This window comes from Emticicia sp. BO119, from assembly GCF_013912375.1.
Classification (GTDB): domain Bacteria; phylum Bacteroidota; class Bacteroidia; order Cytophagales; family Spirosomataceae; genus Emticicia.
This window is the reverse complement of sequence record NZ_JACETV010000007.1, coordinates 150226-165681: the sequence shown is the minus strand read 5'-3', so window position 1 is coordinate 165681 and position 15456 is coordinate 150226. Positions and strand designations below refer to the sequence as shown.

The following is a 15456-nucleotide window of genomic DNA, read 5'->3' as shown; positions in this document are numbered from 1 at the left end:
ACAGAAAAAGTAAAATGAATAACGAACAATTCTATAAAAAGTTCATTATTCATTTTACTTTAACTAAAGTGTTGCTTCTGAAGCTATAACAAAAAAATCATCTGGCAGATTCCATCATGCTCAGTAAATGGTCTAATTCATATTCTAAAACCTTGTTTCCCTGTTTCAGTTTTCTTACATCTTGCAATTCAATACCATTGCGGGCGTAAGTCGGATGATTTAATGCCGGATTACGGTAACCCTCACGCATGAATCGCTGAATCATGGTTCTGATTTGTTCCATATCATCTCGTTTAGGAGTTTCTGGAATAACAACCTGAATTACCTCAGGCTGTGACTGACCTCTTTCAGTTTTTACAGTGCTCTCTTGGGATGCGTTTTCTTTTAGAGTCTCAGACTTAACCTCTTTTTCTACCTCTGGTTCAGGGGCAAGGTCAAAGCCAGCGGCTACGATGGTTACCCTTACTTTTTTACCCAGTTGGTCGTCTACGGCAAAACCGTGTTTAAACAATTGGGCTTTTGCCTGAATCTGACTCTCAATAAACTTTGTTACCAATGTCTGGTCAGATAATTTGATTTTATGCTCAGGGCTATAGGCAATACTAACCAATACTCTTTGCGCACCACTGATACCATTGCTCTCTAATAAAGGAGAAGAAAGGGCTGCTTTAATTGCTTCTTCTGCTCTTTTATCCCCCTCAGCTTCTGCAGTACCCATGACGGCTTGTCCGGCACCACCTAATACTTTCTTTACATCGGCAAAGTCAAGATTGATAATTCCGGGACGGGTAATTAATTCGGCAATACTTTTTACACCATTGGCCAATACATCATCAGCTTTGGCATAAGCATCTTCAATATCCATATCACCATATTGCATTTCAAGACGTTCGTTCTTGATTATCAATACAGTATCGCTATGTTTTTTCAGTTCTTCAATTCCGGCTCTTGCCTGTTTGATTTTCTCTTCACCTTCAAATGTAAAAGGATCAGTTACAACGGCTACAGTCAGGCGCCCCATGTCTTTGGCTATCCGAGCAATTACCGGAGCAGCACCTGTACCAGTTCCTCCCCCCATACCTGCCGTAATAAATACCATCTCTGTAGGCTCTTTTAATACTTCCCGAATTGCCTTTTCGCTTTCTTCGGCAGCTTTCTGACCCATTTTCGCTTCTGTCCCCGCACCTAATCCTTTGGTTAGCTCAATTCCAATCTGTAAGCGGCGGATTTCCGAAGGTGCTGATTCCAAAGCCTGCTGGTCGGTGTTACAAATTACCAAACCAATATCACGCACACCTAAATGGTGCATATGCTTTACTGCATTACAGCCTGCACCACCAACACCAATCACCTTGATGATGTTTTTAAATTTGTTTTTGCTCGAAACGATTTCGAATTCTGGTTCTGGAGACATGTCAGTATGAATTTATGTAGATTAGGAAAGCTTGTTGTTCAGTCAACAAAAATATCTGGGGTAAACGCAATGTTCTACTCCTGTGAGGAATATGAATTCTTATAAGGTCTGGCATTATCGTTTAGCAGCAAATACGTTTATTTACTTATTAATTATGGTTTTAAAATATATACTCAAAAATACGCTTAATTGTTTTAAATATATACCCCACTTAGCACGCTCGTCTTGTTAATTAATTTGTATAATTTTTATCGTCTCCCATATCAATTTTCCCGGCCGAAGAAACTTTTTTCTTAAACCACCCGAATATTCCGCCTCCATTCTGTTCTTCTTCCTGTGGGGGTTCTTCTTTTTTACCATTTACCCGATTGTTAGGAGTATCATAGCCATTGTTATAATTGCCCATACTTACTTGGCTTTCGGGCACATCACCCCAGATTACTTCTTCAGGCACGCGTTCGTCCAACGGCATAAATCCTGATAAAACGAGGCCTACTACTGTGGCATATTTCGGATCAGTAATTTTACTGACTGCTGTTTGCCCGATGTTTCGGATAGTATTCCCTACCCGGATATTCATTCCATTGGTTACTTTGGTGAATACTTCCTTTATCATGGCGATATTAGACGTACCACCTGTTAACACTACCCCGCTGATCAGCTGCCCATCATAACCCGAGTGCATAATTTCAGCCATTACCATAGAGGCCAGTTCTTTCACCCGCTCTTCGATGATAATACTTACGTTTTGTGCCACAATTTCTTTATCGGGCAAACCCTCTACTCCCGGAATCTTGATAATGTCATTCTTTCCTACTTCATCAGGTGGAATAGCCCCCATTATCAGTTTCAGTTTTTCGGCGTGGTCAGGTAGTATTTGGAATGCCTTAACCAAGTCGTTGGTAATACTCTTACCTGCAAACGGGATTACTGAAATATGGCGCAGGCCACTTTCCTGAAAAATAGCGATTTCGGTGGTATCTCCACCAATATTTACTACTGCTACGCCTAATTTTTTATCTATTTCGCTCAATACGGCCATCGCATCAGCCAAAGGCGTAAATAATGTATGAACGATTCTGAGCGGAACAAACCGATGATTGTTCTGTACTTTAACCCCCACACTCTCAATAGTTCGGCGCAGTGCCAGATGAGGGTCATTAGGCGTTGAAATTAAAAAGAAATTTCCGCCTAATGTAATTCCGAAACGGCCTACCGGGTTATCAGGAACAATGGCTCTGTCAACAATAAATTCTTGTGGGAATGTATGAATAATGATATTTCCTGCCGTCGGGCGGAAGGACTTACGAATATCGACAGCTAATCTTTCTATTTCCTCTTTACGAATAGTACTGCGGCTATCATCTCTTGTCAGAAAACTCTGATGTGCCTTACCCTCTACATTCTCGCCTGATATATTGACAATCACATTATGGATATTGATTTCGGCCTTATCAGAAAGTATATTCAGGATACGATCAATATCTTTTGCGGTAAACTCCAAATTCACTACGGTACCATTCGATACCCTTCCCCTCTGGGTAGGTTCTTCTACGATGTCAAGAATTTTTACTTTCCCAACCTCGTCCATAATGCCAGCAACGGCACAAATCTTCGTGCTGCCAATGTCAATACCTACTATTACGCCTTTACTCATTTCGTTAATTTTTAGGGCATTTATCCATGACTATTTAGCTTATGGAGGTTTCATAAACTATAAATGCCGACCTCTTTTTACTTACAGACTACCTGCCCGTCATACTTTACACTCACATGAGAGAACGTATCCCAGCCTTGTACGGGTAAAATCTGCTTGTAAAATATTTTTAAGCGATTCAATCGATTCTGAATATTTTCAGGCTCTCCAAACTCAACTGTATGTTTCCCTAACAAGGGGACAATGGTGATATTTCCGGCCCGGTTAATATCTAATTGAGTAAATTGAGCCTTTAAGAAATTGTCATCGTTTATTAAATTGATGAAATTTAATAAATTTTCCTGACGTTGTTGTTTTAAACTCGGCAAATTTCGGAAATATTCACCCGAAAGCAATATAATTCTTGCGGAATATCTTTCAGAAAGGGGAAAAAAGTATCCTTCATTATCCACATATACATCTTCACGGCCGTCAGACATCAGGATACGAGCCACAGGAATATGTTGTTCTATATCAATATTCAGATTACCTTCTATACCTCTGAAAACCTGACAGCTCTTAATTTGTTTATTTTTCAATACTCTTTTTTCTATTTCACGTAAATCTATTTTTTCAAATAATCTCCCGGTCAACTGATCACTCCCATGTTTGGTAGCTAAATTTTCAATTTCCTGTTTGTCTATAAAGAACTGTTCATTGGCATTTTTGATTTTTATCTCAATTTTTTTACAACGGTCGGTTGAAAAGGTATTACTTGAAAAAACAATCAACAAGACAACGGCAATCAAGGCACTCCCAGCCATGACCCACCTGCCGACTTTCTTAAAATTAACTTTCTTTTCCATTTTCAGTTAGCACGTAAATATTATGTCTTGATCTTTGATTTAACTGATTGACCTGATTTCACTGATTTTTATTGATGTATTTCTTTGAAGACAATTTCTTCAAGAATCCATTCTTATCGCCAAGCATCTTAAAATGATCAGCTTCTTTGGGTTCTAAATCGGTTTTGCAAAGTTCTTTTAATTTTTCAATATCCTTGCTCCATTCATATCCATTAAAGTACGCTAATCCTTTGTGGTCTCGGATTTTGTATAAAGCTCCTGGTTTATAGGCTGTACCTAAATATACATATTGCAAACCAGAATCTTTTGCCCAGCGTATGGCTCTCCACATCATCCACTTGCCTAACGAGTGCGAGCGCATATATTCAGTATCAAAGAACGCAAACCAGTAATGTAATATATTCTCCTCTAAAGCACCAAGGATAAATCCTAACAACTTGCCCTCTGATGAAAAACGAAAAATATGCGTTCCTATTTCTCTCGACAGGATATATTGCCAACGCTCTATACTCATATTATCGTCACCTATGCGTTGCGAGATATATTCCTGACAAAAATTAACAAAGCCTGTATCGTTTAAATCAAAATTTTCTTTTTTAATTACTTCTAATTCAACCTTTAACGGTTCCATTAAACGATTGACTCTTCGGTTTTCGGAAGTATCATCAAAATTCTCTAATTCAACTCTTAAACTCCTGGCTAAATAAAAAATATCTCCTTCTATACTCAAATCTCCTGTATAGGGTAAAAAACCCTTTGCGTAAATCTCAGGTATTTCTTCCTGCGACTCCTTGTAACAGTAAATCGCGTAATCGAAGGTATAATTTGAATAATCAACTCTGTTTTCAGAAAAGAAAATTTTCATAAAGGGTTTTCAGGTAATGCTTATACTATATTAAACGCAAGACTTCTTCTGCTATCTCCTGCCCTGCATTCGGTTTCCCTAAAGCCTTGATATTTTTGCTTAATTCTTTCATGGTTGCCGGGTTATCGGCCAATTCTATGGCTTTATCCACTAACTTTTCTCTGGCCTCTGCATCTTTTACCAGCCATGCGGCATTCGCATTTACCAGGCTTAAAGCATTCTGGGTCTGGTGGTCTTCGGCAGCAGCCGGAAATGGCACTAAAATAGCAGGCTTGGCTGCAAGGCACAATTCAGATACTGACAGTGCTCCTGCTCTCGAAACTACCAGATCGGCGGCGGCATAGGCCAGATCCATTTCATAAATAAAGTCAGATACAAATACCCGATTGGTCTGCAAAGCATCTACCGCTGATTTTGCCTGCTCTATAAACAATTTACCTGTTTGCCAGATAATCTGTAAATCGTTAGAAATTAAATCGTTCAAACCCGCTCTTATTGACTCATTAATGGTTTTTGCTCCCTGGCTACCCCCTATAATAAGAAGTATTTTTCTATCATCACTCAAGCCAAAATGTTTCAATGCCTGCGCTCGCTTAGAGGCTGTTTCTAAAATATCTTTCCTTACCGGATTACCGGTCATAACAATTTTATCTGCCGGGAAAAACCGCTCCATACCCGGATACGCCACGCATATTTTCTTTGCTTTTTTTGCTAAATTTTTATTTGTTACGCCTGCAAATGAGTTTTGTTCCTGAATAAGTGTTGGTACTTTTAAAAAATTAGCCATTATTAATGTTGGCCCACTGGCATACCCCCCTACACCAATAGCTACATTGGGCTTAAAACTTCTGAGAACGCTGTATGTTTTCCATAAACTTCTGAGCAGCTTAAATGGCAATCCTATATTGGCTAACATATTGGAACGATTAATACCTGCAATAGGTAAGCCTATAATTTTATAGCCTGCTTTAGGTACTTTTTCCATTTCCATTTTTCCTTCGGCTCCCACAAATAATATTTCTACACCCGGGTCTTTGGCTTTCAGTTCATTGGCAATTGCCACGGCTGGATATATATGCCCGCCTGTACCTCCACCCGAAATTATTATTTTAGTACCTTTACTCATGCAGTTTTTATGGAAAATTATAGGGTTATTATTTTAAAGCGGCTACCTTACCCTCGTCGTGCTCTCCTTTTGTTACACTTAATACAATGCCGATGGCTACAGATGTAAACAAGATTGAGGTTCCACCCATACTCATCAATGGTAGGGTTTGTCCGGTTACAGGGCCTAAACCTACATTGATAAACATATGGACGAATGCCTGAAATACAATACTAAAAGTAAGCCCTACACAGAGTAGTCCACCGAAAGCCCGATTAGTATTTTCCACGTTTTTCAAACCTCTATATAAAAGCCAGAGGTACATAAACATAACACCAATAGCTCCGATAAAGCCGTATTCTTCTACAATAATGGCGTAGATATAATCTGAAAAAGCCTCGGGCAGATAATTACGCTGAAAACTCTTACCCGGGCCAATACCCACTACACCACCTCTGGCAATGGCAATCATGGCCTGGTCTCGTTGATAGCTATCATCTCTTTCCGGGTTTCCTATTTCTCTATCTCTATTCAGATCTATTTTGGCAAAAGCCTCTATACGCTCCAATACAACTTGCCCCCGACCAAAGTCAACACCTCTGTTGTATAAAAAGATACTAATACTTAATACTATTACAATAGCTCCAACCACAAAACCTGCCATACGGAACAGGTATCGGGCAGGCACACGCCCGACCCACATAATGATAAAGCAAGTGAGCCCAAGTATAATGGCAGTGGAGAAATTGGTTACTGCAAGCATACCACAGAGTAATCCGCACCAGAAAATAAGCCCTAAAAGAGTCTTTGGGTTGTATTCCATATTTTGTCTTCGCGCTAACATAGCCGCAAGATTGGTAATCAATACTAAACGTACTAAATCTGACGACTGAAATGAGATACCGAAGATATTTATCCAGCGCTTGGTTCCTCCGACAGTTGTGCCAAAGAAATAAGTATATAACAAGATGATTGGAGTAACCCAAAGTAATAATCTTGAAATACCTGCAAAATTTGTGTAATTAATCCGGTGCATACCCCAGATTACTCCCAAACCCAGTAGTAGGTGAACTGTATGAGAGAGAAGATAGCTTTCGGTGTTTCCACCGGCTCTTTTATAGGCAAGAGCAGAACTGGCACTGTAAACTACCAGTACACTAAATAATGAAAGCACGGCGATAATAAACCAGATTTGCCAATCGCCACGCAGTTTGTCTTTTAACCACGTTTCCATGACTTATTGTAGCGGAACACCGCCAAAAGATTATAGGATATAAGCACGATATTCTTTAAAGTCAGACATTTGTATGCCCAAAATTAAACTCGGTAACAAATGTAAATTATTTATGAATGAAAGAAAAAGAAAAATTGGAAAATTTATTTTAGGGTTATTCTCTTATATATCTGATGAATTTTCTTTCTTTTTTCATTGATAAACCAGATTATTCGGGGTTTGTTTTGGCAAACTATCGTTTTTAAACAAAAGCTGACAAAAAACCCCTTGCAGGTTTTGGCAAACGTACAAGAGGTTTTTCTGCTTACTGTTTAATTATTTATCTGTCAGTTTCATTTTATTGGCAGCTTTTACAATCAGGAAAAGCACAAAAGCGATAATAAAGAAGTTGATTACTACGCTCAAAAAATTACCATAATTAATAGCAATAGCTGGCACTTCTTTACCGGTTGCATCAACAGTAGCTTCTTTTAATACAATACCACCGGTGATTCCTCCTCCTGTGAATAAATTCACAACCGGCATAATGATATCTTCTACCAATGAAGTGGTGATTTTACCGAATGCAGCACCAATAACCACACCGATAGCCAGGTCAAGGACATTGCCTTTGGCAATAAAGGTTTTGAATTCATTTAACATTGTTTTTCAGGCATTTAAAGGGTTTATAAAAAATTATAATGTAAACAATAATCCTGCGGCAAATCCCTGACTTATCTGGAACTTATCAATCTGATCTCTGTCGTAAATTCCGAGGAGCGTAAAGTTCAGGTTCAGATACTTATTCACTTTAGCTGTGGCAATCAGGTTAATGTTGTGATCAATTGAGTTTTTATCCGGTGCCTCTCTTTTTGGTGTGTAGGCCAGGAATGCCTGATAACGGCACTTCAGATTTACATTTTTGGCGATGTCTTTATCAAAAGCAGCGACTAACTGAAAACCCGTTTCAAACAATACTTTCTTGCCTTTTTTTACGCCATAGGCGTCGTTTTTCTTATTATATTCTGTGAAATCTGTAAAGACTTTATCGCTTGAAACAAAAGTCTGACGAAGCGTAGCCCCACCTAACTGTATCACAAAATAAGGAACAGGCTTATACTCAACACCTATACCCTCTGATAAATAACCTGGAGCCATAAAGCTTGAAATCGTTCGCTTGCGCTCGGTAGGCAAACCGTCGTTTTCGTACACTACCCCTGACGCAAACTGTGATAAAAAGTTGGCTCCTGCAAACCAGTTTACTTTAGGGCTTATTTTATGAGCATATTTGGCCTCCATAAACAGGCGGTCAATACTTTTGGCTCTTCTTTGTCCTTTATTATTGATGGTTCCTAATTGAAACTGAATGTCACTGACAAATGCACCTTTGTTTTTATAATACTCTGCATGGTTGTTAAATAAAGCCCCTATAGACCAGTTGTTTATCCCACCGCCCTGCCAGTTATTAAAAGCTGCCTGGCTAAAGTTAATACCAAATTGTGTATTCCGGGGTTTCCAGAAGCCAATTTTAAGTGAGTCTGCTAATGTCTTTGCATTTTTTAAACTAAGTGTGTCAGTTTTTTGGGCCCACACACCTGAAGCTGATAAGATAATTGTGATGATAAGAACGTACTTTCTCATTTTATTAGATTTAAATTAGATATGTCTGGTCAAAAAGAGTTATGTCTAATCATTACTTTTAAATGACCAGCACAGTTTGAAAGAATTTTAATGTCAGTTGAATTATTTCAGCAGAAACAATTATTCTCTTAATACGACAGTATTATAGATTCGTATCAGTAGAGTAACCAAATGTCTGTATTAATTTTTGTATCACTCAAAAATTACAATTTTTTTCGATTGAAGCACTTGCAGCGGAAATACCGTTTTCGACTCTTCAGTCTGTAGCGTTAAAGAAGTGTTATCCATTGCAATAATTTCACCTTTTACCCCATCTATTTCTACGACTTGTCCTTCTCTATATTTATTCTTGCTATAAAATGATGAGATAATATTCAATAATATTTCTTTAGAAGCAAAGCCATATCCAATGGCAAATGCAAAAATGATTCCGCCTATAAACAGATTGAAACTTGATTCTAACAGGCTTGTATTAATTCCTACCTGAGCTACCGACTGAATAACAAAAATAATAAGCAGAAAGAAGAAAACGGCTGTTCCGATTAACTTTCCGGCGGCAATATTGAAAGACTTACAAAGCGATACTACAAAATTGCGTAGTGTATCGGCAAGCCAGATACCCGCAAATAACATGATGCCCGCCGAAATCATTTTCGGAATAAACTCAACCAATAATTTCACCATATCCGAAATAGCAGGTACACCTAAAGTATCTGCTGCCGGACGCAAGATAAATATGAGAATAAAATAGTAGAGAATCTTAGATACTATAGTGCTTATTTTTATCTCAACCTTCATACTCTTGATAGGCTCCATCTGGGTCAGTTTTTCACCGATTTTATCGGCACCTACCTGCTGAAGCATCTTCTTGGTAATGGCAGCCACAGCTTTAGCAACCAGCCAACCTATAATCAATATAGCTAATGCGCCAAACAGATTATACACAAAGCCCATGAAACTCTTAATAAGGTTATTAAAAGTTTCCATAAGTGTCTCGACAAAACTTGGTACCCTTCTATCCATAGGTTAACTCATTCAAAATTTTTACTCTTTATCTTTTTTTGGTTTATCCTCTAATTCCTGCAATAATATTACTCCCGTAACCATTGTTTCTCCTAAAAACATCTGTACGACCTGCATTATATCCCGAATAACATCAATTTCCGCAGTAATCATCCCTTTGAGGTGCGCGGGGGCTTGAGCATCATCGTCAAAATCCTGAAATGTATCGTCAGTCATAAAAAAAATATTTTTTAGAAAATCGTACTCAACATTTCAAGAATCTCTCTTTTAATTATATCTTTCAACAGTTTAAACATCTTAAAATGCACTGTCTGGCAACTACTTTCTCCAGAACCAGATAACTTTGATTATTACAATAAGGAAGAAAATAATATTCTCTGTATAAATCTTTTTTATTTTCTCTTTGGTACGCATTAAGCGCATTTTTACAGCACTTTCGGTTATCTTAAAAGTTTCCGAAATTTCTTTAATACTAAAATCGTCCTGATATTTCATCAGTAATATGGCTCTTTCGTCAGGGTCAATCTTTTGCAGGGCTTTTTTTAGCCCCTGTGATTGCATTTCTACTAACTCTACATCATATCCATCGTCTGCCAGGTCAAAGTTTTCATCTAATGCTACCTCTGCTTGTCGTTTCACCTGCCTTACCTGATCCATACAATAATTGTAGGTAATTGAGTAAAGCCACGTTGAAAACTTGGCGTGTTCTTTAAAAGAGCCAAGTTTTAATACTATTCTTAAAAAAATATCGTGTGTAAAATCTTCAGCCTGCGCCTCATTTTTCACAAACGACAGGCATTTCCGATATACTTTATCGACATAGCGATCATAAATTTCTTCAAAATAAATATTACGTTGGGTTTCGATATACAAACGAACCAACTCTTCATCTGCAACTACTTTAAAAGCTTTGTTTTTCAATTCTGACAGTATGATTAGGGAAAAGTAACTATATGGAAAGATTTTTTTCTTAGGTTATCGTTAGCACGCAAAAATTTTTGCTTTTTTATTGGCTATTTCGCAATTGAAATAATATACGAAAGTATTACGAAATAGCTAATGTATTACCATCAAATATTTATTTTTTTAATTAAAATGACAAATTTTTTATAAAAAAATTAGTATGCTTGCATAATATTTATCTTATCTTTAAATTCGCCATTCAAATCCTTTTAATAAACTTTATTAAACTATGTCGGCAAAAGAATACTTAGAAAATACCGCTGCAAGACTAAACGCAACGGAAATAGGTGATGTAAACACAATATTACATTTTGACTTTGGTGGTACAAACTACTCTATGCAGGTAGCCGATGGTAAAGCAGAATTAAAAGAAGGTATGGTAGGAGATGCGGAGTGTGTGATTAAGGCAGACGCTGATGATTTTGTAAAAATCGCCACAGGCGATATGAACCCTATGATGGCCATGATGATGGGCAAATTGAAATTATCGAACCCAGGTGCGATGATGAAATATGCTAAAATGTTAGGATTAATGTAAGATCCTGGTTCTTATTTATTATTCGATACCATTAACACTTTTCCAAAATTGTATCATGGCAAAGAATTTTTTCAGTAAACGAAATGTGAATTTTCTACTGTATGAAGTTCATGACGTAGAATCACTGACACAGCACAGCTATTTTGCTGACCACAATAAGGAAACATTTGATATGACTATCGATGCGGCAACCCAGATTGCCGAAAACCTGATGTTTCCGTTTGTGAAAGATGTTGATAAAAATCAGCCTGAGCTGAAAGACGGCAAAGTGAAAGTTCACCCCTCTATCAGAAATTACCTAAAGGCAGTGGGTGAGTCAGGCATTATTGGGGCAGACTTTGATTATGAAAACGGGGGTGCACAATTGCCTGTTACTATAACCAGTGCAGTGGGGTATATTCTGATGTCGGCCAATAACGGGATGATGTACATTGGTTTAACCGCCGGAGGAGCCCGATTAATTGCCAATTTCGGTTCTGAAGATTTAAAAAGAGATTATATCGAGAATATGATTTCGGGCAAATGGCAAGGCACTATGTGTTTGACCGAGCCACAAGCCGGAAGCTCGCTCTCTGATATTACCTCGTCTGCCGAACCATTAGAAGACGGTACTTATAAAATCCGGGGGCAAAAGGTATTTATTTCGGCCGGAGACCATGATGCTACTGACAATGTTATTCATCTGTTCTTAGCCCGAATTAAAGGTGCACCAAAAGGTACCAAAGGGATTTCGTTGTTTGTAGTACCTAAATACCGCCTTGATGGTGCCGATAACGATATTACCTCTATGGGTATTTATCACAAATTAGGTCAGAAGGGGGTTCCGGCTATGCATCTTGGTTTTGGCGACAAAAATGATGATTGCATTGGTTATCTGTTAGGAGAACCTAATAAAGGTCTGAACTATATGTTTCAGATGATGAATGAAGCCCGTATTGGTGTAGGACTTACAGGTGTATCCATCACTTCTGCTGCCTATTATGCTGCCTTAGAATACGCCAAAGAACGTCCACAAAGCAGAAGGCTCAATGCCAAAACAGCTTTAGATACCCCACAAATACCGATCATCCAGCATCCGGATGTGAAGCGTATGTTATTATTCCAGAAATCGGTAGTTGAAGGTGGTTTGTCCTTATTATTAGAAACTTCTAAATATTTCGATTTAGCTGAAGCAAGTGATGATCCCGACGAAAAAGAAAATGCACACTTATTGGTAGAACTACTGACCCCTGTTGCCAAAACATTCCCATGTGAGTATGGTGTAAAGTCAATCAGTGATGCCGTTCAATGCTTTGGTGGTTATGGCTTTACAGAAGATTTTCCGGTGGAGCAATATTACAGAGACGTTCGTATTACGCCTATCTATGAGGGTACAACGGGTATCCAATCACAAGACTTATTAGGTAGAAAGGTGATGATGGCCGGAGGAAAAACCATGAAACTACTGGCTCAGGAAATTAGCAAAACTATTCAGTCGGCTACAGGATATAGCGAACTGAAAAAATATGCAACCTTGCTTACAGAAAGCAGCAAGCAACTACAGGAAGTAACCATGCACCTGCTGGGGATTGCCGGAACCGGAGATATAGAAAGATTTCTATCTGATGCCACACTTTATATGGAGTTATTCAGCCTGAATGTGATAGCCTGGCAATGGCTCAAGCAGGCCATTATTGCGCAGCAAAAACTATTATCTGGCAATGATGATATTGATTTCTATGAAAGTAAGATTCATACAATGAAATACTTCTTTCATTATGAATTGCCCAAAACACAAGGGCTGGCTACCCGCCTGAAGGATACAGAAGTACTCACCATTATGACTGAAAAAGAAGTGGTGATGTAAATGAAAAAGGGGAAGTGACATTCCCCTTTTTTATTAAACCAAGTTGGCTGATAAATAGTAAACTGGTGCTTTTTAAGTACCATGCATTGGCCGCTCATTTAATTAATTTACTGACTTTACCGAACCGGCTCCTGAAGTATTAGCTACTACAGATGAAGCTCCTCCCTTGTAACGTACATTACTTGCGCCGCTTGCTTCGGCTACAATCTTACTTGTTACATATACTTTAGCACCACTGGCTCCGGAAGCATCTATATTAGCGGTTGATACTTTAAAATCATAAGCATTGATACTTGAAGCTCCCGATACATCTGCACTTAGTTTTTGTCCATCGCCTACAATGGTAATACCTGATGCTCCAGAGCAATCTAACGAAAGGTTTTTGGCATCAATATCAAAAGTAGCCTGAGAAGCACCTGATACGCTAATGTCGAAAGTTTCACTTTTAAAACCTGAAACTTTAGCTTTGCTTGCACCAGAGAAGTCAACCTCTGTTAATTTGGGCATCGTAATGGTTACATATACCTCCTTACGGTTTTTCCATCCTCCCCAGTTATTAGGATAACCAATATCTAATCTGCCATTTGAAACCTTCACCACTAAGTCTTTGAGGTCCTGCTCACGTCCGGCTACATCTACTTTATAATTGCTTGCCTGGGTAACAGTAATTACGAAAGCACTGCCCATATCTAATTTATCGAAGCCTGATACATTGAATGAACGCTTTGATTCTTGTGCGAAAACAGTAGTTGAAAAAAAGATGAATAAAATGAATAGTCTTTTCATGATTTTGGTATAGTTTATGTATGTACTAAAATAAGATGATAAAAATATAAAAAGGTTGCATTTTACCGCAAATATTTTTCTCTCATATAATCCTTGCTTTCCGATATCTACACTGCTTTGTTTTGTGTGTTTTTCGTAAATCAACTTTCGGCCATATAACTATAACATTTATTTTTACTAAAAAAAACATTTCAGCAATAGGAATCTTGCAGATAGCTATTGATGGAATTGTTCAGGTTTTAATGCATAAAGCTACTGATTCGTTTTATGCGCTATACGTATGTGACTATACATAAAACAAAAAAGCCACCTTGATAAAGGCAGCTTTTCTGAGTATATTTTTTTTAAAAAATGATTATTTGTTCAGAATCATTTTTTGGTATAACGCTTTTTTAGAACCGTCTCTGATAACTCTTACTGTTAATTCAGTAGCAGGAAGATTTTCAGGCAATAGATATGCTTTGCGCAGGTCTCTTACGAAACCCTCTTTGTGCATAATTCTTGAACCGTCCTGATTAGTGATGTCAACCACAATCTTTTCGTTTTCGTTCATACCTGAAAGTTTAAGGAAGAACTCACCTTCTGTCGGGTTTGGATACACACCAATGCCTGGTTGAATATTACGGCTTTTTGCCAAAGTGAAAAGTGTACCGTCTTTCAGGTTAGTAGCAGCTGAAAGGTTAGCATCATCTGTCATAGACCAGGTACCTTTATCCAAGAAGGCAATTCCGTCTAAATCAGATTTGTTGTTTACTGAAACCTGAGCAGAACCTTTTAAAGATTCAGACTTCAACGACCAGTATTCGTTTTGATTGATTGCATCAACACCTTCTGAAACCTGATCTGAAACGTTTAGCGGGCTTCTGAACAGGTATGCGGCAGAGAGTTTCTGGCTTTCGTCAGTTCTTGCTACCTGGAATGAGCGGAAATTGGTGCCATCGCCTAACGGGAATTCAAAGGCATCATTTCCTTCTTTGCTTACTACTCCTTTTACGTGCGAGAAGTCTGAAGCACCATCATATTTACTATTTGCGCTGAATACTAATGGAGTTTGTGTAGATGATTCAATAATACCTCTACGGAAAGAAAGCGATTCGTCGATACGAAGAGCTGTTTCTAATTTTAAATCGTTATCTAATAGCAATTGACCAAATGATAACTCTTTTGAACTTTTTAAAACCTGTGGTGCGTTGCCATCAAACACAACTGTACCAGCTGATTTTACAGTGTTAAGATTATCAAAGTTTTTTTGGAAGTGTATCTTACCATTATTTGTAAGTTTCCCATCATTCACTACATCGGTATTAAAACTAACAACTGCTCCTTCGCTTACATAGAAATCAGTGCTGTTAAATACCTGGGCGTGTAGTTGAGTAGCGGCAAGGCATACTCCCAGAGAGTAAATAATTTTTTTCATATAATCCTGCTTTATTTTTTCTGTTTTCCGATTATAAAATTAATGAGCGCATTTTAGAAAAAAAACTTTTTCTTCTAAATTTTATTTAATGGTAATTACAAATTATATGGGCAGGTTGACTTTGTGTGCGACTTAGGGTATAG

Annotated in this window: 15 protein-coding genes; 2 read left to right on the top strand and 13 right to left on the bottom strand. The window is 38.0% G+C overall.

Annotated features, from left to right (window positions below):
• Positions 1-97 precede the first annotated feature (97 nt).
• From ftsZ to H1R81_RS21090, 11 genes are all read right to left on the bottom strand, one after another.
• A complete protein-coding gene (gene ftsZ, locus H1R81_RS21140) occupies positions 98-1414 on the bottom strand; it encodes a cell division protein FtsZ (protein WP_181842737.1) in 1317 nt (438 codons plus the stop codon).
• A 232-nt stretch (positions 1415-1646) separates the two neighbouring features.
• Positions 1647-3071: a cell division protein FtsA gene (ftsA, locus tag H1R81_RS21135; protein WP_181842736.1), complete on the bottom strand. Its 1425-nt coding sequence runs from the start codon at positions 3069-3071 to the stop codon at positions 1647-1649.
• Between the two features lie 77 nt (positions 3072-3148).
• Complete coding sequence (locus H1R81_RS21130) at positions 3149-3916, bottom strand: cell division protein FtsQ/DivIB (RefSeq protein ID WP_181842735.1); 768 nt, start codon at positions 3914-3916, stop codon at positions 3149-3151.
• Positions 3917-3974: 58 nt separating this feature from the next.
• Complete coding sequence (locus tag H1R81_RS21125) at positions 3975-4781, bottom strand: GNAT family N-acetyltransferase (RefSeq protein WP_181842734.1); 807 nt, start codon at positions 4779-4781, stop codon at positions 3975-3977.
• Positions 4782-4806: 25 nt separating this feature from the next.
• Positions 4807-5907, bottom strand: coding sequence for an undecaprenyldiphospho-muramoylpentapeptide beta-N-acetylglucosaminyltransferase (gene murG / locus H1R81_RS21120; protein WP_181842733.1), 1101 nt, complete (start codon positions 5905-5907; stop codon positions 4807-4809).
• Between the two features lie 28 nt (positions 5908-5935).
• Complete coding sequence (locus H1R81_RS21115) at positions 5936-7120, bottom strand: FtsW/RodA/SpoVE family cell cycle protein (RefSeq protein WP_181842732.1); 1185 nt, start codon at positions 7118-7120, stop codon at positions 5936-5938.
• A gap of 315 nt (positions 7121-7435) precedes the next feature.
• Positions 7436-7762 (bottom strand): large conductance mechanosensitive channel protein MscL, encoded by a 327-nt coding sequence (gene mscL, locus H1R81_RS21110; protein WP_181842731.1) that lies wholly within the window; start codon positions 7760-7762, stop codon positions 7436-7438.
• Positions 7763-7795: 33 nt separating this feature from the next.
• On the bottom strand, positions 7796-8740 hold the full coding sequence (locus H1R81_RS21105; RefSeq protein ID WP_181842730.1) for a DUF3078 domain-containing protein: 945 nt from the start codon (positions 8738-8740) through the stop codon (positions 7796-7798).
• Positions 8741-8932: 192 nt separating this feature from the next.
• Positions 8933-9763 carry a mechanosensitive ion channel family protein gene (locus tag H1R81_RS21100; protein WP_181842729.1) on the bottom strand — a complete coding sequence of 277 codons (831 nt, stop codon included), beginning with the start codon at positions 9761-9763 and terminating at the stop codon, positions 8933-8935.
• A gap of 21 nt (positions 9764-9784) precedes the next feature.
• The gene (locus H1R81_RS21095) at positions 9785-9979 is read right to left on the bottom strand and encodes a hypothetical protein (RefSeq protein ID WP_181842728.1); all 195 of its coding nucleotides are present in this window, start codon (positions 9977-9979) and stop codon (positions 9785-9787) included.
• A 102-nt stretch (positions 9980-10081) separates the two neighbouring features.
• Entirely contained in the window at positions 10082-10684 is a 603-nt protein-coding gene (locus H1R81_RS21090; protein WP_181842727.1) for an RNA polymerase sigma factor, read from the bottom strand.
• A 271-nt stretch (positions 10685-10955) separates the two neighbouring features.
• Here H1R81_RS21090 and H1R81_RS21085 point away from each other — a divergent pair, with 271 nt between their 5' ends.
• Together H1R81_RS21085 and H1R81_RS21080 are read left to right on the top strand one after the other, a co-directional pair.
• The gene (locus H1R81_RS21085; RefSeq protein WP_181842726.1) at positions 10956-11264 is read left to right on the top strand and encodes an SCP2 sterol-binding domain-containing protein; all 309 of its coding nucleotides are present in this window, start codon (positions 10956-10958) and stop codon (positions 11262-11264) included.
• Positions 11265-11319: 55 nt separating this feature from the next.
• Entirely contained in the window at positions 11320-13110 is a 1791-nt protein-coding gene (locus H1R81_RS21080; protein WP_181842725.1) for an acyl-CoA dehydrogenase, read from the top strand.
• 102 nt (positions 13111-13212) lie between these two features.
• On the opposite strand, the gene H1R81_RS21075 is transcribed toward H1R81_RS21080, so the two are convergent.
• Positions 13213-13896, bottom strand: a complete 684-nt coding sequence (locus H1R81_RS21075; protein WP_181842724.1) for a head GIN domain-containing protein — start codon at positions 13894-13896, stop codon at positions 13213-13215.
• A gap of 355 nt (positions 13897-14251) precedes the next feature.
• A complete protein-coding gene (locus tag H1R81_RS21070) occupies positions 14252-15313 on the bottom strand; it encodes a hypothetical protein (protein ID WP_181842723.1) in 1062 nt (353 codons plus the stop codon).
• Positions 15314-15456 lie beyond the last annotated feature (143 nt).